19 protein-coding genes and 2 pseudogenes are annotated in these 18,734 nt (G+C 43.6%); 13 read left to right on the top strand and 8 right to left on the bottom strand.

Annotation, left to right across the window (positions count from 1 at the left end):
• Nucleotides 1-41: 41 nt before the first annotated feature.
• From HFV01_RS16715 to HFV01_RS16680, 8 genes and pseudogenes are all read left to right on the top strand, one after another.
• Complete coding sequence (locus HFV01_RS16715; protein ID WP_193520224.1) at nt 42-1,055, top strand: Rpn family recombination-promoting nuclease/putative transposase; 1,014 nt, start codon at nt 42-44, stop codon at nt 1,053-1,055.
• A gap of 182 nt (nt 1,056-1,237) precedes the next feature.
• A pseudogene (locus HFV01_RS16710) lies at nt 1,238-1,585 on the top strand (Rpn family recombination-promoting nuclease/putative transposase); the annotation flags it as partial.
• A 105-nt stretch (nt 1,586-1,690) separates the two neighbouring features.
• Nucleotides 1,691-1,939 (top strand): hypothetical protein, encoded by a 249-nt coding sequence (locus tag HFV01_RS16705; RefSeq protein ID WP_108614964.1) that lies wholly within the window; start codon nt 1,691-1,693, stop codon nt 1,937-1,939.
• 4 nt (nt 1,940-1,943) lie between these two features.
• Nucleotides 1,944-2,753 carry an Rpn family recombination-promoting nuclease/putative transposase gene (locus HFV01_RS16700; protein WP_193520222.1) on the top strand — a complete coding sequence of 270 codons (810 nt, stop codon included), beginning with the start codon at nt 1,944-1,946 and terminating at the stop codon, nt 2,751-2,753.
• 105 nt (nt 2,754-2,858) lie between these two features.
• Nucleotides 2,859-3,107, top strand: coding sequence for a hypothetical protein (locus tag HFV01_RS16695; protein WP_108614964.1), 249 nt, complete (start codon nt 2,859-2,861; stop codon nt 3,105-3,107).
• A 4-nt stretch (nt 3,108-3,111) separates the two neighbouring features.
• The gene (locus tag HFV01_RS16690; RefSeq protein ID WP_006626289.1) at nt 3,112-4,017 is read left to right on the top strand and encodes an Rpn family recombination-promoting nuclease/putative transposase; all 906 of its coding nucleotides are present in this window, start codon (nt 3,112-3,114) and stop codon (nt 4,015-4,017) included.
• A 460-nt stretch (nt 4,018-4,477) separates the two neighbouring features.
• Nucleotides 4,478-6,073 (top strand): sensor histidine kinase, encoded by a 1,596-nt coding sequence (locus HFV01_RS16685; protein WP_006626288.1) that lies wholly within the window; start codon nt 4,478-4,480, stop codon nt 6,071-6,073.
• Nucleotides 6,070-6,450 (top strand): DUF4189 domain-containing protein, encoded by a 381-nt coding sequence (locus HFV01_RS16680; protein WP_006626287.1) that lies wholly within the window; start codon nt 6,070-6,072, stop codon nt 6,448-6,450. Before HFV01_RS16685 ends, HFV01_RS16680 begins: the two co-directional genes overlap by 4 nt.
• Before the next feature lies 1 nt (nt 6,451).
• Here the strand turns inward: HFV01_RS16680 and HFV01_RS16675 are convergent, their stop codons facing one another.
• The 7 genes from HFV01_RS16675 to apcB form a co-directional block, all read right to left on the bottom strand.
• Nucleotides 6,452-7,252 carry a hypothetical protein gene (locus HFV01_RS16675; RefSeq protein WP_006626286.1) on the bottom strand — a complete coding sequence of 267 codons (801 nt, stop codon included), beginning with the start codon at nt 7,250-7,252 and terminating at the stop codon, nt 6,452-6,454.
• 47 nt (nt 7,253-7,299) lie between these two features.
• Nucleotides 7,300-8,757 carry a hypothetical protein gene (locus HFV01_RS16670; RefSeq protein WP_006626285.1) on the bottom strand — a complete coding sequence of 486 codons (1,458 nt, stop codon included), beginning with the start codon at nt 8,755-8,757 and terminating at the stop codon, nt 7,300-7,302.
• A gap of 150 nt (nt 8,758-8,907) precedes the next feature.
• On the bottom strand, nt 8,908-9,633 hold the full coding sequence (locus HFV01_RS16665; RefSeq protein ID WP_006626284.1) for a hypothetical protein: 726 nt from the start codon (nt 9,631-9,633) through the stop codon (nt 8,908-8,910).
• Nucleotides 9,614-10,450, bottom strand: coding sequence for a TlyA family RNA methyltransferase (locus tag HFV01_RS16660; RefSeq protein WP_006626283.1), 837 nt, complete (start codon nt 10,448-10,450; stop codon nt 9,614-9,616). Before HFV01_RS16660 ends, HFV01_RS16665 begins: the two co-directional genes overlap by 20 nt.
• A 14-nt stretch (nt 10,451-10,464) precedes the next feature.
• Nucleotides 10,465-11,268 carry a hypothetical protein gene (locus HFV01_RS16655; RefSeq protein ID WP_006669718.1) on the bottom strand — a complete coding sequence of 268 codons (804 nt, stop codon included), beginning with the start codon at nt 11,266-11,268 and terminating at the stop codon, nt 10,465-10,467.
• Nucleotides 11,255-12,547 carry a DNA cytosine methyltransferase gene (locus HFV01_RS16650; protein WP_318285772.1) on the bottom strand — a complete coding sequence of 431 codons (1,293 nt, stop codon included), beginning with the start codon at nt 12,545-12,547 and terminating at the stop codon, nt 11,255-11,257. Before HFV01_RS16650 ends, HFV01_RS16655 begins: the two co-directional genes overlap by 14 nt.
• Nucleotides 12,548-12,603: 56 nt before the next feature.
• The gene (gene apcB / locus HFV01_RS16645; protein ID WP_006626281.1) at nt 12,604-13,113 is read right to left on the bottom strand and encodes an allophycocyanin subunit beta; all 510 of its coding nucleotides are present in this window, start codon (nt 13,111-13,113) and stop codon (nt 12,604-12,606) included.
• Between the two features lie 173 nt (nt 13,114-13,286).
• Here apcB and glnA point away from each other — a divergent pair, with 173 nt between their 5' ends.
• Together glnA and HFV01_RS16635 are read left to right on the top strand one after the other, a co-directional pair.
• Entirely contained in the window at nt 13,287-14,708 is a 1,422-nt protein-coding gene (gene glnA, locus HFV01_RS16640) for a type I glutamate--ammonia ligase (RefSeq protein ID WP_006626280.1), read from the top strand.
• A gap of 132 nt (nt 14,709-14,840) precedes the next feature.
• Complete coding sequence (locus tag HFV01_RS16635; RefSeq protein WP_006626278.1) at nt 14,841-15,302, top strand: hypothetical protein; 462 nt, start codon at nt 14,841-14,843, stop codon at nt 15,300-15,302.
• A 319-nt stretch (nt 15,303-15,621) separates the two neighbouring features.
• Here HFV01_RS16635 and HFV01_RS16630 read toward each other — a convergent pair whose 3' ends face one another.
• On the bottom strand, nt 15,622-15,843 hold the full coding sequence (locus HFV01_RS16630) for a hypothetical protein (RefSeq protein ID WP_193520220.1): 222 nt from the start codon (nt 15,841-15,843) through the stop codon (nt 15,622-15,624).
• 538 nt (nt 15,844-16,381) lie between these two features.
• Between HFV01_RS16630 and HFV01_RS16625 the strand changes: the two genes are divergently transcribed.
• The 3 genes and pseudogenes from HFV01_RS16625 (at nt 16,382) to HFV01_RS16615 (ending at nt 18,672) form a co-directional block, all read left to right on the top strand.
• Nucleotides 16,382-17,452 carry an RNA-guided endonuclease InsQ/TnpB family protein gene (locus HFV01_RS16625; protein ID WP_318286291.1) on the top strand — a complete coding sequence of 357 codons (1,071 nt, stop codon included), beginning with the start codon at nt 16,382-16,384 and terminating at the stop codon, nt 17,450-17,452.
• 26 nt (nt 17,453-17,478) lie between these two features.
• The gene (locus HFV01_RS16620; protein WP_008049936.1) at nt 17,479-18,135 is read left to right on the top strand and encodes a methyltransferase domain-containing protein; all 657 of its coding nucleotides are present in this window, start codon (nt 17,479-17,481) and stop codon (nt 18,133-18,135) included.
• A gap of 41 nt (nt 18,136-18,176) precedes the next feature.
• Nucleotides 18,177-18,672 (top strand): annotated as a pseudogene (locus HFV01_RS16615) (YbjN domain-containing protein).
• The last annotated feature ends 62 nt before the right edge of the window (nt 18,673-18,734 follow it).

Raw genomic sequence — 18,734 nt, 5'->3', positions numbered from 1 at the left:
GGGTTCAATGAATTTCCGATCACCAATCTCGCCATAAGCCAGTGAAAACCGATAGCATATTTTACCGCATCTTCCAACAATACCCGCGCAGCTTCTTTGAACTGCTGAACCTTCCTCTCACAGAAGCTGATCAATATCAATTCACCAACCTAGAAGTCAAACAACTCGCCTTTCGCTTAGACGGGTTATTCTTTCCCAGTACCGACAACCCTAGCCAACCCTTTTATCTGACGGAAGTACAATTTCAACCCGACGATGACCTGTACTATCGGATTTTTGCGGAACTTTTCCTCTATCTGCGACAGTATCAACCCCCTTACCCCTGGAGAGTTGTAGTCATCTACCCTAACCGTAACACAGAGCGCGAAAAGTCTCAACACTTTAGCCAAATTCTCAACTCAGAAGCAGTGACCCGCATTTACCTAGACGAGTTGGAAGGCGAAAACGGCTTAGGGGTAGGTATCATTAAGTTAGTAGTCGCATCGGAGTCTGTAGCTATAGAATCAGCCCAACAACTGATTGAACAAGCTCAACAAATACTCCCACCAGCCCCCCTGAGACGCGATATCATTGATTTAATCGAAACTATTGTAGTCTATAAACTACCCCAAGCTAGTCGCGAGGAGATTGCTAGAATGTTAGGATTAACTGATTTAAAACAAACTCGTTTCTATCAAGAAGCCTTTACGGAAGGTCTCCAGGAAGGTCGCCTAGAAGGTCTCCAGGAAGGTCGCCTAGAAGGTCGCCAGGAAGGTCGCCTAGAAGGTCGCCAGGAAGGTCGCCAGGAAGGTCGCCAGGAAGGTCGCCTAGAAGGTCTCCAGGAAGGTCTCCAGGAAGGTCGCCAGGAAGGTCGCCAGGAAGGTCGCCTAGAAGGTCTCCAGGAAGGTCTCCAGGAAGGTCTCCAGGAAGGTCGCCAGGAAGGTCGCGAAGAAATCACGCGAAACATTGTCCTACGTTTGAATAACCTGGGTTATGCTTCGGAAGCGATCGCCGAAATTTTAGGCTTACCTGTTGATGAAATTCTGCCGATTTTAGAAGATTCTAATGAGGGGTAAAATTTGCCAATCACTATTAATTAACCAGGGTTTTGGGTAAAAACAGGGAACAGATTACCTATCAAATAAATATCCCGAAAAGCTGTTGTTTAGGTAAAACTGGGTAAGAATTGGCAAGCGATCGCCGCCATCTTACCCTTAGCTATGACTGCATCCTAAGCAGCAAAACATCACCCGGCATTATTGTAGTCTATAAACTACCCCAAGCTAGTCGCGAGGAGATTGCTAGAATGTTAGGATTAACTGATTTAAAACAAACTCGTTTCTATCAAGAAGCCTTTACCGAAGGTCTCCAGGAAGGTCGCCTAGAAGGTCGCCAGGAAGGTCGCCAGGAAGGTCGCCTAGAAGGTCTCCAGGAAGGTCTCCAGGAAGGTCGCCAGGAAGGTCTCCAGGAAGGTCGCGAAGAAATCACGCGAAACATTGTCCTACGTTTGAATAACCTGGGTTATGCTTCGGAAGCGATCGCCGAAATTTTAGGCTTACCTGTTGATGAAATTCTGCCGATTTTAGAAGATTCTAATAAGGGGTAAAATTTGCAAATCACTATTAATTAACCAGGTTTTTGGGTAAAAACAGGGAACCGATTACCTATTAAATAAATATCCCGAAAACCTGTTTTTTCGGTAGGGTAAGAATTGGCAAGCGATCGCCGCCATCTTACCCTTAGCTATGACTGCATCCTAAGCAGCAAAACATCACCCGGCATTATTGTAGTCTATAAACTACCCCAAGCTAGTCGCGAGGAGATTGCTAGAATGTTAGGATTAACTGATTTAAAACAAACTCGTTTCTATCAATCAGTAGGTGTTACTATAGCATTATTAGAGTCATATCAACCCATTGGCCAGGGTTCAATGAATTTCCGATCACCAATCTCGCCATAAGCCAGTGAAAACCGATAGCATATTTTACCGCATCTTCCAACAATACCCGCGCAGCTTCTTTGAACTGCTGAACCTTCCTCTCACAGAAGCTGATCAATATCAATTCACCAACCTAGAAGTCAAACAACTCGCCTTTCGCTTAGACGGGTTATTCTTTCCCAGTACCGACAACCCTAGCCAACCCTTTTATCTGACGGAAGTACAATTTCAACCCGACGATGACCTGTACTATCGGATTTTTGCGGAACTTTTCCTCTATCTGCGACAGTATCAACCCCCTTACCCCTGGAGAGTTGTAGTCATCTACCCTAACCGTAACACAGAGCGCGAAAAGTCTCAACACTTTAGCCAAATTCTCAACTCAGAAGCAGTGACCCGCATTTACCTAGACGAGTTGGAAGGCGAAAACGGCTTAGGGGTAGGTATCATTAAGTTAGTAGTCGCATCGGAGTCTGTAGCTATAGAATCAGCCCAACAACTGATTGAACAAGCTCAACAAATACTCCCACCAGCCCCCCTGAGACGCGATATCATTGATTTAATCGAAACTATTGTAGTCTATAAACTACCCCAAGCTAGTCGCGAGGAGATTGCTAGAATGTTAGGATTAACTGATTTAAAACAAACTCGTTTCTATCAAGAAGCCTTTACGGAAGGTCTCCAGGAAGGTCGCCAGGAAGGTCGCGAAGAAATCACGCGAAACATTGTCCTACGTTTGAATAACCTGGGTTATGCTTCGGAAGCGATCGCCGAAATTTTAGGCTTACCTGTTGATGAAATTCTGCCGATTTTAGAAGATTCTCATAAGGGGTAAAATTTGCAAATCACTATTAATTAACCAGGTTTTTGGGTAAAAACAGGGAACCGATTACCTATTAAATAAATATCCCGAAAACCTGTTTTTTCGGTAGGGTAAGAATTGGCAAGCGATCGCCGCCATCTTACCCTTAGCTATGACTGCATCCTAAGCAGCAAAACATCACCCGGCATTATTGTAGTCTATAAACTACCCCAAGCTAGTCGCGAGGAGATTGCTAGAATGTTAGGATTAACTGATTTAAAACAAACTCGTTTCTATCAATCAGTAGGTGTTACTATAGCATTATTAGAGTCATATCAACCCATTGGCCAGGGTTCAATGAATTTCCGATCACCAATCTCGCCATAAGCCAGTGAAAACCGATAGCATATTTTACCGCATCTTCCAACAATACCCGCGCAGCTTCTTTGAACTGCTGAACCTTCCTCTCACAGAAGCTGATCAATATCAATTCACCAACCTAGAAGTCAAACAACTCGCCTTTCGCTTAGACGGGTTATTCTTTCCCAGTACCGACAACCCTAGCCAACCCTTTTATCTGACGGAAGTACAATTTCAACCCGACGATGACCTGTACTATCGGATTTTTGCGGAACTTTTCCTCTATCTGCGACAGTATCAACCCCCTTACCCCTGGAGAGTTGTAGTCATCTACCCTAACCGTAACACAGAGCGCGAAAAGTCTCAACACTTTAGCCAAATTCTCAACTCAGAAGCAGTGACCCGCATTTACCTAGACGAGTTGGAAGGCGAAAACGGCTTAGGGGTAGGTATCATTAAGTTAGTAGTCGCATCGGAGTCTGTAGCTATAGAATCAGCCCAACAACTGATTGAACAAGCTCAACAAATACTCCCACCAGCCCCCCTGAGACGCGATATCATTGATTTAATCGAAACTATTGTAGTCTATAAACTACCCCAAGCTAGTCGCGAGGAGATTGCTAGAATGTTAGGATTAACTGATTTAAAACAAACTCGTTTCTATCAAGAAGCCTTTACGGAAGGTCTCCAGGAAGGTCGCCTAGAAGGTCTCCAGGAAGGTCGCCTAGAAGGTCGCCAGGAAGGTCGCCAGGAAGGTCGCCTAGAAGGTCTCCAGGAAGGTCTCCAGGAAGGTCTCCAGGAAGGTCGCGAAGAAATCACGCGAAACATTGTCCTACGTTTGAATAACCTGGGTTATGCTTCGGAAGCGATCGCCGAAATTTTAGGCTTACCTGTTGATGAAATTCTGCCGATTTTAGAAGATTCTAATGAGGGGTAAAATTTGCCAATCACTATTAATTAACCAGGGTTTTGGGTAAAAACAGGGAACAGATTACCTATCAAATAAATATCCCGAAAACCTGTTTTTTCGGTAGGGTAAGAATTGGCAAGCGATCGCCGCCATCTTACCCTTAGCTGTCGCGCAAATTCAACATACTTTTAAATTGAATCATACTGATAATTACTAATATCCGTCGTGGCGGGTAAATTTTAGTCAAAATTGATATAAGTTTAATTGTTGGTGGAGTGAATCAGTGTAGTGGTAGGTTCTGGCTGAGGGGAATAGGATAACGAACGGTTTCTACGGCGTGACGGGTTCGGTTCTACGAATCTACTGGAGCATAATAGCAGATATGCTGAAAATAGGATAAGTTAACCCATATTCAGTATTTCATTTTCCAGAGTCAGGGTAATTATATGAATGGCGCTAATCAATCGGAAACGATGGAGAGAAAGCTATGAGTGATTTTAGTGTAGCAACTTTAAGCGAAATTTTAGCTAGTGAAGCCCTAATAGGCGATCGCAGTCGTTATTCCCGCCAGAAAGCCGAAGCCGACTGGTATGGGGCTATTCGTAGCTTAAATCAATTCCTAGAAGTGACCCCCCCCAGATATCCGAGAATTTCATCAACCAATGACAATCAACTGATCAGCGATATTCCCCCACCTTATTCCCATCGTGGTTATGTCATCTCTGGTCCATCTCCGGTATTAATGAATCCCCGTCTAGCGAGTGATTTCACTACCCTAATTTTGACCTGTGAATCGCAATTCGGGTCTGTAGGATCAGTATGGGGAAGAGAAAGGGGATTTCGGTTATTACCCGCATCCCACAAGGGGGATATTCCCGTTTGTGCAGAAAAAATTAATCAGTTACCCTTTCAGTCAGCTTTTCCCTTATCTGGAGACGATCCACTTATGGGGGAGAGATTTTGTTTAGTCTTGACCGCCGAATTTAGCCTAGTGATGGTGTTAGGGGTTAATCCTGCTAACGATCCGGCGTTTTTGTTTTCTTTTGATCCAGATCTAGTCAAGCGATCGCTGTTGCTGTTGCGCCAACGCATGGTTAAACAGTCCTCAACCGTCCCCAGTCACGATCACCATTATATTACTCAACTAGATGCGATCGCCTCACAATTTCCCCCAGTCGCCCCCCATTATCAAACTGTGACCCAGTTTAGCCGTTTGCTGCTGCAAAACTCAGCCCTACCATGCGATCGCCCAACCCAGCCAAAAACTAACCCCTCCGAAACCGTAGTTGTTCCCCAATCACCTGAAAACCTATTAACAGTTGGGTCATCAGTCGGGACAGACTACACTATTAGACAATCCCAGGCAGAATTATTACAGGCGATCGCCCATGAAGTTCGCACCCCCTTAACCACAATTCTGACCTTAACTCGGCTACTGTTGAAGCGTCCGAATTTCGACCCAGAGGTAGTCCGTAAACGCTTAGAGTCCATTGATCGCGAGTGTAGCATCCAAATCGATCGCTTTAACCTGATTTTCCGGGCGGTAGAATTGGAAATGTCCCCAAATCCCCCCTCCTCTTGCGAAATTCCTAGCAATACCGGAGTGCAGTTAACCACCATGTCTTTAGGAGATGTGTTCCAAAACGGACTACCACGATGGCAAAAACAAGCCAGCCAGCGGAATCATACCCTAGAGGTGATTTTACCCAAACAATTACCCTCTGTAGTTAGTGATCCGACCTTATTAGACCAAATGCTAACCGGGGCGATCGAAAACTTTACCCGCAGTCTACCATCTGGTAGCCATATTAAAGTCGGTGTAAGACTCGCCGGACAGTTGTTGAAATTGCAGCTAGAGTCCCATTCTCACACCCAAACTCATTCCCCTTTTACAGTTGCGCCTAAGTCTCCCCTAAAATCTATCGGACCTGTCTTGATGGTGCAGCCAGAAACCGGTAGTCTAAGTTTAAATATAAATGTCACTAAAAATCTGTTCCAAGCCCTTGGGGGGAAATTAGTTGTCCGACAGCGACCCCAGCAAGGGAAGGTGATGACTATTTTCCTACCTGTACAAGTCCGATGATTAAGTGTTTGAGTCTGACTGGGTTAATTCTGATTGCGCTTGAAGGTATCACTACTGGGGCTATTGTTGCCCAAAATCGCGATCATTACGGGGCGATCGCTACTTCAACCACTAACCCCGCTATCTGGGGTTACTCCCATGACTACCCCACACTCGCCCAAGCCCAACGTTACGCCCTAGAATACTGCGGACAGGCTGATTGTCAGATCCGGGTATGGTTTAAAAATGGTTGTGGTGCGATCGCCACTAATGGCTCTAATATTGGATCAGCTTGGGCTGTAAATAGGGCCGAAGCTGAGGCGCGTTCAATTGTCGCCTGTGGTCAAGGAGACTGTAAAATTGAGGTCTGGGCTTGTACAACCCATTTTAACCCTTAAATTATTGTTCCACAGCTTTGGGAGTGAATCGAATTTCAATCCGGCGGCGACTGGGGTCAGAGGTGCGGTTAATAGAAGCATAATTTCCCGAAGCCTCATATAATTGCGCCGCCGAATATGCTTTAAACGTTAATCCTAATGACTGCAATTCTTCATTTCCCTGTAATCTTTGGACAACTGATAAAGCGCGCATTAAGCCTAAGTCCGCATTAGAACCAGGAACTAGGCTAGTAACCGCTTGGTTATTGCGTGCAACTTCTTCTAATACTTGGTCTAGGTTGCTGTAACCGCCCCCTGTAACTTGTCCGTCAGTATGACCGATGACTTCTACCACATATCCCTCATAATCTTCCGCAAAATCCTTAATTTGTGCTACTAATTTATTATCGATAAACTCACCTAATTCTAACGAAATCACCGCACTACCGGAGTCAAATGTTCGTGATGATGAATCTCGCAATACAATCACTGGTGGAGATTTTAGGCGTTCCACTTCTCCCTGTAATTGCATAATGCGATCGCCTCTATTTCTCAGTTCAGTTTGTAGCCTAGCTACCTCTCCTTGCAGTCCCGTCACCTGAGTGGTTTGCTGTTGTAGTCTACTTTGTAATTCCGACATTTGTACTTCTAATTGTTCGGAACGAGAAGCCGTCGCATCAGAAACCGTTTGAATAAATATCGACTTGATAATTGCTAACAACAGAAATAGGCTCAAAATCATAAACGAATTAGCCATTAAATCCGTAAAAGATGGCCACAAGTTAAACTCTTCTGATTTCTGATTAGAACGGGAATAACGCATATTTTTTGCCTCTTAAATCTTATTATTTACAGCTTTAATGCTTGACATTATTGCTTTTCTATGGTATGCCTGAGTCGATAAAGTTCATTTTTAGTGTCCTGTAAATGACTCACACATTCTTGTAACCCAGAAATTACTGGTTGTAACTCCATTGAATTAATCGAATTCCCTGGATAATTAGCAGCAACTCCGCCGCCGACTGCTGTATTGACTCCCTGGCTGTAAGTTTGCATAGCTACTACCAACTTCGATAATTCCGCCTGAATTTCTTCCAGATTATCAGTTTTATTCACCATGCGCCTTTGTAGGCTATCCAGGTTATTTACAGCCAATTGAAACCCTTGGGAAGCAGTTTGCACCTGTTCAACGATATGATTAAATGATTGTTGATTCTGATTCTGGGTTTCTAATAAATTTAATGCCGTTTGATTAGTTTGTTGGATTTGTTCACTAAATTTAATCAGGCGTTTGCTGTAGTTTTGCAGTTCAATAACAGCTAAATCCACCGATTGTACTGAGGTAGCCAACCCGGAAGCTGATTGGGAAAAACTGCGTTGAGTATTGGCTAAGTTGATAGTAGCATTGGAAAGCTGTTGGGGGAACTCGCTTTGTTCAAAAGCGCGCGCTACTTCCAAAAAGCGATCGCCCGCAATTTGAAAATCCTTAGCACTTTGCGTCACTGTCACTGAAGCATCAATTAACCGACTATAAACCTGTTCAGCCAGTTGATTAGCTTTCAGGTTAGTTGCATAAATTTCATCAATCTTTTGTCGAAATGCTGTCTCGATAGACGTTTGGATACCTTGACCAAAACGGATTAAAAACTGGTCAAATACCTGCACCATCTCTTGAACAATTTTATCAGTTTTCGTTTGACCTTTCAGAGTAGGTTGATAAATATTATCCAGATAGTCTTCTAAAGCACTCATCCAGCGATACTTAGCCAGATTAGTATTAAACATGAAGTTAATCACCACCAGAAGCGCGCTAAATAAAATCGCCGCTAAACTGGTAGTAAAAGCAATTCCCATTCCCTGTAAAGGTGTTTGAATATCCTGGAGTAAACTGCTAATGTCAGTGACATTAGTGGTGCTGACCGTTTCACTGAGGGAATATAAGTTAATCGTAATACCAATAAAAGTTCCCAGTAAACCAAAGGATAGTAATAAATTGGGAAGAATGCGCCCCAATTGTTCAATTTGTTCGCAGGAAATCAACAAAACTCGCTGCTGACTATAAACCTGATCAATAATTGCTGGAGTGTTGACTTGTTCCAATTGTTGGCTGGCTTCAGCTAGTCGAGTTTCTAAATAATTGACTATTTTCGGTGGTTTCCTGAGAGGCTGTCCGTTAATGAGTCTAATTACTTGGTTTCCTTGGTCAATCAAATAATAGTGTAGCGCCATTCGCAGGAGAACCGCTATCACCGATGGTACAATGACCAGGACAACAATCAGAATTATAAGGTAACTAGGAATAGCCATAAAATAACCGTTAGATTGCATGGTTGTAATTCTGCTACAGTTTAGTTTTCCCCAATTCCGGTTGAGGCATTCACCCAAATTTAGGTAAATTCAGCCAAATCTCAGTCAACTGTAACCACCACCATGATCATCATAGCTAATTTTCCCCGGCTTGCGGGAACTCAATGGGTTTTATCTCCCCACAATTTTGAGACCTTCCCGAAAATGTGCCGTAGCGGTTATCGCCGCCACCGAGAAATAAAATAATCTGATTCCCCAGAAGCAAATTCCCATTAACCAATTAACTATGGTTGGGGGAATACCGCTGACTCTGACAAATTTTGAGTTAACTTGTTTTTCCAGTCTATCTAAATCCTGCATTTGTGACTGTCTGGTGGGAATCATCGGAAATTGACCTGTATATAAATAAAAGCCCAAAACTCCCTGATGTCCAATGCGACGTTCTAAAAATGAGTTAGCAATGGTCATGGCTTGACTGTTGCTAATTTGGTCTTGCTGGGAGATGTCCTGAATCCATAGATCGTATTTAATATATTGGGGAATGGCTAAAATAACTGGCACTAAAATAATTAAAAATATGGTGCTGATTCGGCGACTGTCTCGGGTGGGAAGCAAACCGGTTGCTAATCCCAATCCCATCCCCAGTATGGCAAAAACCAGTAAATTTAATAACTCAATAATTTCTAGCCCTCTTAATAAGTCACCAAACACAAAAATCGGATACACAAATCTATGGGCTAACTGGAGGGCGATGACTTTAATGGAAATAGCGATCGCTACTAAAATCACCCCGCAGGTTACATAAGCCAAAGCACAGATCAGATATCTAGCGCCTCGCTTTATGGGTGAAATCGGTGGTTGGGAACGTTGGGATAATTTAATTTTTTGCTTGACCATTTTGGAATTGAATTTGAGTGAATTCAGTCATTTTGGCGATCGCATCTAAACTGGGGATAGCTTCACCTTGATCAGATAACCATAACAGATATTCAATGTTACCAGCCGGACCCTGAATCGGTGATGCTGTTAACCCCCGATACTCCCATCCCATGCTTTCAGCCTTCGACCCGACCCCCAAAATTGCCTCGGCTTGATCAAGTGGCGATCGCACCACCCCTTTTTTGCCAACCCGACCCTTCCCCACCTCAAATTGAGGTTTAACCAACAATACCACCTCTCGTGGAGGTTGTAGTAGTTCCCACAGGGCGGGTAGAATCTTGGTTAGGGAGATGAAAGATACATCCACCACCCCCAAATCAGCAAAACTGTTTCTAGTATAATCCTCTTGGTGATATAATTGCTCCCGAGTCAGATAGCGGAAGTTGGTGCGTTCCCGTAAAATCACCCGGCGATCGTTGCGAAGTCGCCAATCTACCTGTCCGTAACCTACGTCAATACCATAAACCTGTTTAGCCCCACGTTGTAGCAGACAGTCCGTAAATCCACCCGTGGAAATACCAGCATCAATACAGATTCTATCAGTAACATTGATCGCGAATTTCTCCAGCGCTTCCGCTAGTTTTTCCCCGCCACGAGATACATAAGGCGATCGCGCTTTCACATCTATAGTCGCCGAAATATCTACTTCTGTACCTGGTTTATCAACTACTTGGCGATTGACCATTACCTCCCCCGCCCTAATCAAACGTTGGGCTTGTTGTCGTGAGTCTGACAAATGGCGATCGACTAGCAATGTATCAAGACGTTGTTTCATATCATCAAGACTTCTTAGATTAACTCTTGTTGGCAATAATCAATTATTTCATCTTCATATATTTCATCTTTGCTGATCAGCTGATAATGCTTTTCATCCACAACATACAAGTGAAAGATATGCTCATACTCAGCAACAGTTAATTCAAGTATTGCCAAGGAATTGGTAGACAAAAATTGTAGCGCGATAGGCTTACATAAAGCATGAGGATACCTGGTTTTACAAAATTCTATATCTTGCATAATCTGAACTATTCCAAATTTGTCACCCGGTGATTTTGCCTGACATGGAATTACATAATGAGCACCTTTCTTGCTTACACCTAGGTAAATTTCATCAATTTCAATCTGTCCAATATTATCAACAGTAGTTCTTAAATGATTTTGAACTGAATAGCAGGTTAGCCCAGAAAAAATATCAACCAGCCTATTGTATCTAACCTTAGTTAGCAGTGCTTGTTCATCAGTTCCCGGTGCGTATTTCTTGACAATCTCTGGTGTGGCATCTGGAATTTTCACCCTTTGTCTATTATTTGTTGGGGTAATTTTTGCTGGTGATGCAAGTCTAAACTCATATAATCCTACTCCTGAACCAATAATTATCCATTCTGAATCTGGTGGTGCAGTGTTGGTGATTGACTCTGGTAGTTCTCTTCTGAATCTAAATGAATAGGGTATGTCACCTAGATTTTTGATTCGCTCAAATCCCAGGTCATTACAAGCTAAAGCTAACTCATCTCTCGTAAAAATTACCCGCATTGCTCCGCCGATGTAATTTTTGTGAAAAACGTGCGCGATTATATCATCATATTTTGCCATTTTTATTGTCTCTTAATCGTTTTCTCTTAGGTATCACATTGTCAGGGATTCCCCAATAACTAGAGGCTTGGGAGATATTATATGATAACAAACTTTCCGGCACTTGTGCCAAAGTTGTTGATTTTAACTGATTGACATCTACCCCCAGGGCATCAATTACCGACCCGCCAAGCTGTTTAGCCAGAATCGGAATCACCGCATTTCCAATTTCCCGAAATCCATGCCATATAGTGCGATGAAATTGAAACCAATCCGGGAAAGTATGAAGTCTAGCCGCCTCCCTAATAGTGATACATCGAGGGATAGAGTAGTGAATAGGTCTGGGTGCTGTATAGGCTCCTTTATCGCTATTAGTACCTGCTCTCAGAGTATTACATAATCCCGTAGGTGAGAGTTTAAAAAATCTACTTTTGGGTTCAACTGTACCTGGTGGAGTCTCAGCAAATCTGGCGATCGACAGGGGAGTGTGAACCGAGCCAACATGACCATAAACAGTCGGCTCAATAGTACGTTTATGGCAGAGCGAAAAACTATCACTAGGGACTAAGGAATATTTTTTGCGATCGCCTTCATATTCTAGGAAAGCCGGAGAAATTCCTGGGTCATAATTAGTAAAATGATCTATCTTTTCTAGGTCAGATATTGCTTGATAAACCGTGCACATTTCCGATTTATTTGTGGCAGGATATTCAGCTATTTTCACATCGAATCGACTACCGATTAATATTAGTCTTTTTCGTTTTTGAGGAGCCCCGTATTCACTAGCATCAAGAATTTTAATCGGCTTTTGGATCTGGTAGCCAATAGCTTCAAATTCAGTAATTAGTTCATTTAAAAACCGTTTATGTTTGCCAGTAGCGATACCCGGCACATTTTCAAAAATAAAGTATTTGGGCTGAATTTCCGCAATCATTCTGAGATATTCAAAAACCAGGGAATTTCTCGGGTCATCAAGTTGACGTTTACCTATATGGGAAAATCCCTGACAGGGAGGCCCCCCCGCAATCAAGTCAACTTGTGTATCTTGATATTTTAATTGTAATTGCTCCAGAATTTCGGCGCTTGTAACTTTTGATATATCTCTGCATATTGTATGACAGTAGGGAAAGTTAAAATGATGTACCAAACAATGAACAGCATCAAACTCTACCGCCACAGCCACATCAAACCCCGCCGCCTCCAAACCCAGAGACATCCCCCCACACCCAGCAAATAAATCAATCGCAATTGGTCTTTTGGTCACTGTTAAATTTTCCCCGAAAAAACAAGAGGCGAACATATAATAATTAATGTCGCCCCTTTTTATGTTAAATTTTCCCCATCTGGAAAATGATCTTAAACGTCAGTTTCGCTCAATTCAGCGATCAAATGGTCAAAGGGCTGTTCCAAATATGCGCCCACTTCAATACCCGCAGCTTGAACCTTCTCAGTCACCAAGTCTTTGAGGATACCGATACCAACAACAGTTGGACCAATAGGAACCCCAAGAGAATTATAAGTTTCGCGCAAGCCTTGTAGCACACGCTCATCGAGAACATCTGTATCGCCTGCTACCAAAGCATAAGTTGCATAGCGCAGATAATAATCCATGTCCCGCAGACAGGCTGCATAGCGACGGGTTGTATAAGCATTTCCACCCGGACGAATTAACTCAGGTAGGTCGCCAAACAATTGAGAAGCAGCTTGCTTAACCAACTCTGCTGCATTAGCCGTGATAGTTGCTGCCGCTTGAACCCGTGCGGTTCCGGTGACAAAGTAGGATTTTAAGCTATCAATGGCATCTCGGTCTAAGTACCGCCCGGTAATGTCGTAATTTTTAATCAGGCTCGTTACTGCGTCCCGCATCAAGTCGATCTCCCTATGATATCTTTATCTTTAAATTATTTTGATCCAGGTTGCGTCATAGTGTAGCACTCAATACAAAACTTAATCAATTGAAGTCACTATGATCAACCAGATGTGCTTCGTCAGAAAATCTGGTAAGCTCCTCAAATAGTGGAAATTCTAAGGAGAGATATATGCCCACGACAGCCCAAGAAGTCTTGAGTATGATTCAAGACCAAGGTATTAAAGTTATCGACCTGAAATTTATCGACATGCCAGGAACCTGGCAGCATTTGACCGTATACTACGATCAGATTGATGAAACTTCCTTCACCGATGGGGTGGCTTTTGACGGTTCCAGTATTCGGGGTTGGAAAGCCATCAACGAATCCGATATGATGATGGTGCTAGACCCGACAACAGCCTGGTTTGACCCCTTCATGGCGGAACCGACCCTGAGCGTGATTTGTAGCATCAAAGAGCCTCGGACGGGGGAATGGTATAGTCGCTGTCCGAGGGTGATTGCTCAAAAGGCGATTGACTATTTGAAGGAAACAGGTATTGCCGATACAGCCTTTTTAGGTCCAGAAGCTGAGTTTTTTGTGTTTGATGATGTCCGCTTTGACCAAAATCAACACTCTGGTTACTACTTTTTAGACTCCATTGAGGGCCGTTGGAATTCTGGTCGGGAAGAACCAGGAGGTAACTTAGGCTATAAACCCCGTTATAAAGAGGGTTACTTCCCTGTATCCCCCACAGATACTATGCAAGACTTGCGGACTGAGATGCTGCTAACGATGGCTCAGTGTGGGGTTCCCATTGAAAAGCATCACCATGAAGTAGCCACAGGCGGACAAAACGAACTGGGTATTAAGTTCGGAACCCTGGTAGAAGCTGCTGATAACTTGATGATTTACAAATATGTCATCAAGAACGTTGCTAAAAAGTATGGCAAAACTGTCACGTTCATGCCTAAACCAGTTTTTAACGATAACGGTTCTGGTATGCACACTCACCAGTCACTCTGGAAAGGTGGTCAGCCTTTGTTTGCAGGAGATGGCTATGCTGGATTGAGCCAAATGGCTTTACACTATATCGGTGGTATTCTCAAACACGCGCCGGCTTTGTTGGCTCTGACTAACCCAACCACTAACTCCTATAAGCGTCTGGTTCCTGGTTTTGAAGCTCCGGTGAACTTGGCTTATTCCCAAGGAAACCGCTCGGCTTCGGTTCGGATTCCTCTGGCTGGTGATAGCCCCAAAGCCAAGCGTTTTGAGTTCCGCTGTCCTGATGCTACGGCTAACCCCTACCTCGCTTTTGCGGCTATGCTCTGTGCGGGTATTGATGGCATTAAGAACGAAATTGACCCCGGCGAACCGCTGGATGTGGATATCTATGATCTGACTCCTGAAGAACTCCGCAAGATTCCCTCAACTCCTGGTTCTTTGGAATTGGCTCTGGAAGCTCTGGAAAATGATCATGCCTTCCTGACGGATTGTGGGGTGTTTACGGAAGACTTTGTTACTAACTGGATTTCCTACAAACTCGATAATGAGGTTAACCCCATGCGGTTACGTCCTCACCCGTTTGAGTTTTCTCTCTACTACGATTGCTAATCTTCAGAACTTCTATTCTGAGACTTAGCCAGTCACCCCCAGAGGGGGGTGATTTTTTGTTTAACCCCCCCGATTCGATAAAATTGTTAAAATCAATTACAATTCTTAACATTTAGAGATTTTTCACTGGTCATGTCAGATCCCTTAACTCAACTAACTTATCAGGCGTTTCAGTACAGCAAGAGCGTTTTAAGTTTGGCTCATAAAACTTTGAGCAATCAAGTGCTGGAGATGGTAGCACCACCGACCCCAGAGCGTAGACCTCAACCTCTGAAACCAGAGGTGATTAACAAAATTCGGGACTCTTTGGAGAAAATATATCAAAGGGATTGGGAGGAGGCGGAAAGGGGGGTTTATCCCGCCTCGATTTTGTTTGATACGCCGATAGAAGATATATTGCGCTACTATCCGCTGTTATGGTGGGATATGCTGCAAATGCAAGAACGTGCTAATCAGAAGCGATATCAGGAATTTGCGCGGGAAATTGATACGGAGGGCTATCCTGGTTACTACCTCCAGAATTTCCATCATCAGACTGATGGCTATTTGAGTGATTGGTCGGCTAATTTGTATGATCTGGGAGCAAGAATTTAATCCAAGATTTGCTTAATATCTTAGGACAATAAGGTACAATACCCCAAAAGATTCGCAACTCAATAATGAGTATACGGTCAAACCCCAGACCATGCCAAATTTCCTTGACGACATACTCATCAAGTCGGATTCTTCATGGTAAAATCCAATCATGCGTGCGAGACGTTTAGGAGTGAAATAGGGATGCAATGCCCGAAATAGCCTCCTAGTGGGACTTCCACCCCTTGGTGGAATATAAGGGACTCGTATCCTGACCATCCCATAACTGTTTATATGTCCCGACGCTTGGAGAAATCTGAGCAAGGCAGGGGACTCAAGGTCATAAACAAACTGAGAAATCAGGGAGTAGAGAGTAAAGGCGATAGCCACCCCCAATTTCAGGATACACGATTCTGGGATTGAAGCGGGGAACGGAAGGCGTGAAGTAGAACCTACTACCAAATGCGACCACTGCCAACCATCCATGATTAGGGAAACCGAATGTCCGGCTTGAACCATCGTAATGATTTAGCAGCGTAATAGGTTGCCACGCTGCGCTCAAAAGAGCAAGGGGAAAAGTAGGGTTTTGCATAAAACACCTACACAGACCTTTTTAAGTACCCCGGTGGAGAGGACAAGTCTAAAGATGGAATGCCCATATAAACGGAACGTTTAAACTCCTCATTGGTTCTCCTTATCAAAAAAGTGAGCAATATTACTCACAAGGAGTAGTGAAAAGTGTAAGCGTATACCATTGAGGGGAAAGGATGTGACTGAAAGCCAATGCCTAATTGTAATGATTAGGATATGCCCACTAGTCACGGTGTAGATATGGAGACTGCGACAAGTAGGAGTAATATGACGAGAGCGAGTTTAAAGACTACGAGTTGTATGCCAAGCTCCCAAAGTTGGAATCATAAAGCGGGGGTTCGTAACCCTGTTCCTAGTGACAAAAAGGGTATCTACATTAGGAGCCGTATGAGGTGAAAGTCTCAAGTACGGTTTGGAAGTGGAGTTGGGGAAGGTGACTTCCCTTTCGACCATAACCTTACAAAGCTTTCCGGACAAAACTAAAACTCAATGACCGTCAAGCTACCTTGATGGCCAAACACGCGGGGTATGCTCGATTTGTGTTCAATTGGGGATTACACTTATGGAGGTCAGCTTATGAAGAGGGACTCAAGCCTAATATCAACTCCATTAAAAAGGTTTTTACTCATTATGTGAAACCTCAATATCCTTGGATGTCTGAATTGTCTTCTAAAGTTTATCAATATGCCTTCATTAATCTAGGGGATGCCTTTAAGCGCTTCTTCAAGGGAATAAGCAGTTATCCTAAATTTAAGAAGAAAGGCCACCATGATAGTTTTACGCTTGACAATTCCGGAAAGCCATTCAAGTTGTCAGGAACTCGCCATAAGCTGCCTTTTGTGGGCTGGGTTTCTACATTTGAGGCTCTACCACCCAGTCTAGTTAAGAAAGTCACTATAGCGCGCCAAGCAGGTGACTGGTATATTAGCTTTTTCGTAGAAATCACGCCAGAAATTACACCGAAATTCCGAGAGAGAATCGGGGTAGACCTAGGAATTAACAATTTGGCGACTTGCTCCGATGGGACCCAATTCTCTAATCCCAAGGCTTATAAAGCAGCGACCCAAAAACTAGCCAGATTACAACGCCATTTAAGTCGCAAAGTCAAAGGCTCAAAAAATTGGGCCAAATGTCTCTTAAAAGTTCAAAAGCTACATCAAAGAGTCGCTAATATTCGCCGTGACACGATTCATAAAATAACTACTTTTTTGGCTAAAAACCACAGCCAAGTAGTCATTGAAGATTTGAATGTGTCAGGTATGCTGAAAAATCATTGTTTGGCGGGTTCTATCGCTGATGCTTCATTTTATGAGTTCCGTCGTCAACTAGGTTACAAGGCAGAACGTTATGGTTCAAAGTTGATTATTGCCGATAGATTTTATCCATCCAGTCAACTTTGTTCTAACTGTGGCCATCGTCAACAAATGCCCCTAGTCCGTCGGACTTTTGAATGTCAGAACTGTGGGCTGAAGATTGATAGAGATTTGAACGCCAGTATAAATTTAGAAAAATCGCCTGGTTCAGACGATTACACTTGTGGACGGGGTGCTGCCGACAGTCCCGGACGAAGCCAGAAATAAACATCAATATCCGGCTATGTCCGGTTTTGTTTAAGTTTTATAGAGCAGTTGATATCCTGTTTAATGGGGGTGCAGATGCGATGAGGCGGCGGGTATTAGCGCCTCTGAAAGGTGGTTTACAGGGTTTTGAGGGGGTTTCGGCTAGGGAATTACGGGTGCTAGATGTGGCTTGTGGGACGGGTCGAACTTTGAAGTTTATGGGAGCTACTTTTCCCAAGGCTAGTTTATATGGGGTGGATTTGTCGGGGGCTTATTTACGCAAGGCTAATCAATTGTTATCGCGAATTCCGGGGGAACTACCTCAATTAATCCAAGCTAATGCTGAGGCTTTACCGTATCAGGATAACTATTTCCATGGTATTACTTCTGTGTTTTTGTTTCACGAACTGCCACCACTCGCGCGTCAGAAGGTGATTGAGGAGGCTTATCGGGTACTGCAACCGGGAGGGGTATTTGTTATTTGTGATTCGATTCAGGCTATTGATTGTCCTGAGTTGAAGGAGATGATGGAAAATTTTGCGGTGATGTTCCATGAGCCTTATTATCGCAATTATATTACGGATGATTTGAGCGATCGCCTCTCTCAGGTAGGATTTGAAGGAATTAGCACGGAACAGCACTTTGTGAGTAAATACTGGATCGCTCACAAGAAGCACACTCTAGCAGGTGATACTGTTAAATAGAGTAAATATAGGCTCAAGAACACTTAATAAACAGATTTGCTATGACATCGACAAATCAGACTAACCTGGACACTATGCCTGAAGATATGACTGACGACATCAGTATTAGCGATCGCTCTAGTATTGGCTACAGGGAAGAAATTGAAACGGTGATTGCGGGTTTAGCCCAAGACCAGAAAGCGATGGTTGGTCAGAGTGACGCGGGTCATCTCTGGAAGTTTCAGTATGGCAGTGTAATAGTGTTTGTACAACTGACGGGAGAAACGGAAGATGATACGCTAACGGTGTGGTCTCCTATTCTGCAATTCCCAGTCAAAAATGAGGATCGAGCTGATGAAGAGGCTGCTGGAAATGAATTGGCTTTCGACGTTTGAATCCCATTTTGCCATCACTAATAATCAGGTGGTAGTTCTGACTACCCGCACTTTAGCTGGCATTACGCCGGGGGAAATATCGCGAGCTATTACTATTGTCGCGACGATCGCCGATGATAATGACGATATCCTGATAGAGGAATTTGGCATTCCTGTTACTTGACATGGACCGGGATGCCCAAATGACTGACGATTGGGGTTTCTGCAACATCCCCCTAGCGCGAA

The sequence above is a fragment of the Limnospira fusiformis SAG 85.79 genome (assembly GCF_012516315.1).
GTDB classification, from domain to species: Bacteria; Cyanobacteriota; Cyanobacteriia; order Cyanobacteriales; family Microcoleaceae; genus Limnospira; species Limnospira fusiformis.
This window is presented reverse-complemented; position numbering and strand designations above follow the sequence as displayed.

Excerpts from the sequence above, each read along its gene's own strand:
- HFV01_RS16655 (WP_006669718.1), bottom strand. The coding sequence starts at position 11,268 with ATGGCAAAATATGATGATATAATCGCGCACGTTTTTCACAAAAATTAC.
- HFV01_RS16650 (WP_318285772.1), bottom strand. The coding sequence starts at position 12,547 with ATGTTCGCCTCTTGTTTTTTCGGGGAAAATTTAACAGTGACCAAAAGA.
- HFV01_RS16625 (WP_318286291.1), top strand. The coding sequence starts at position 16,382 with ATGGCCAAACACGCGGGGTATGCTCGATTTGTGTTCAATTGGGGATTA.
- HFV01_RS16670 (WP_006626285.1), bottom strand. The coding sequence starts at position 8,757 with ATGCAATCTAACGGTTATTTTATGGCTATTCCTAGTTACCTTATAATT.
- HFV01_RS16680 (WP_006626287.1), top strand. The coding sequence starts at position 6,070 with ATGATTAAGTGTTTGAGTCTGACTGGGTTAATTCTGATTGCGCTTGAA.
- HFV01_RS16675 (WP_006626286.1), bottom strand. The coding sequence starts at position 7,252 with ATGCGTTATTCCCGTTCTAATCAGAAATCAGAAGAGTTTAACTTGTGG.
- HFV01_RS16660 (WP_006626283.1), bottom strand. The coding sequence starts at position 10,450 with ATGAAACAACGTCTTGATACATTGCTAGTCGATCGCCATTTGTCAGAC.
- HFV01_RS16685 (WP_006626288.1), top strand. The coding sequence starts at position 4,478 with ATGAGTGATTTTAGTGTAGCAACTTTAAGCGAAATTTTAGCTAGTGAA.
- HFV01_RS16665 (WP_006626284.1), bottom strand. The coding sequence starts at position 9,633 with ATGGTCAAGCAAAAAATTAAATTATCCCAACGTTCCCAACCACCGATT.
- glnA (WP_006626280.1), top strand. The coding sequence starts at position 13,287 with ATGCCCACGACAGCCCAAGAAGTCTTGAGTATGATTCAAGACCAAGGT.
- HFV01_RS16635 (WP_006626278.1), top strand. The coding sequence starts at position 14,841 with ATGTCAGATCCCTTAACTCAACTAACTTATCAGGCGTTTCAGTACAGC.
- apcB (WP_006626281.1), bottom strand. The coding sequence starts at position 13,113 with ATGCGGGACGCAGTAACGAGCCTGATTAAAAATTACGACATTACCGGG.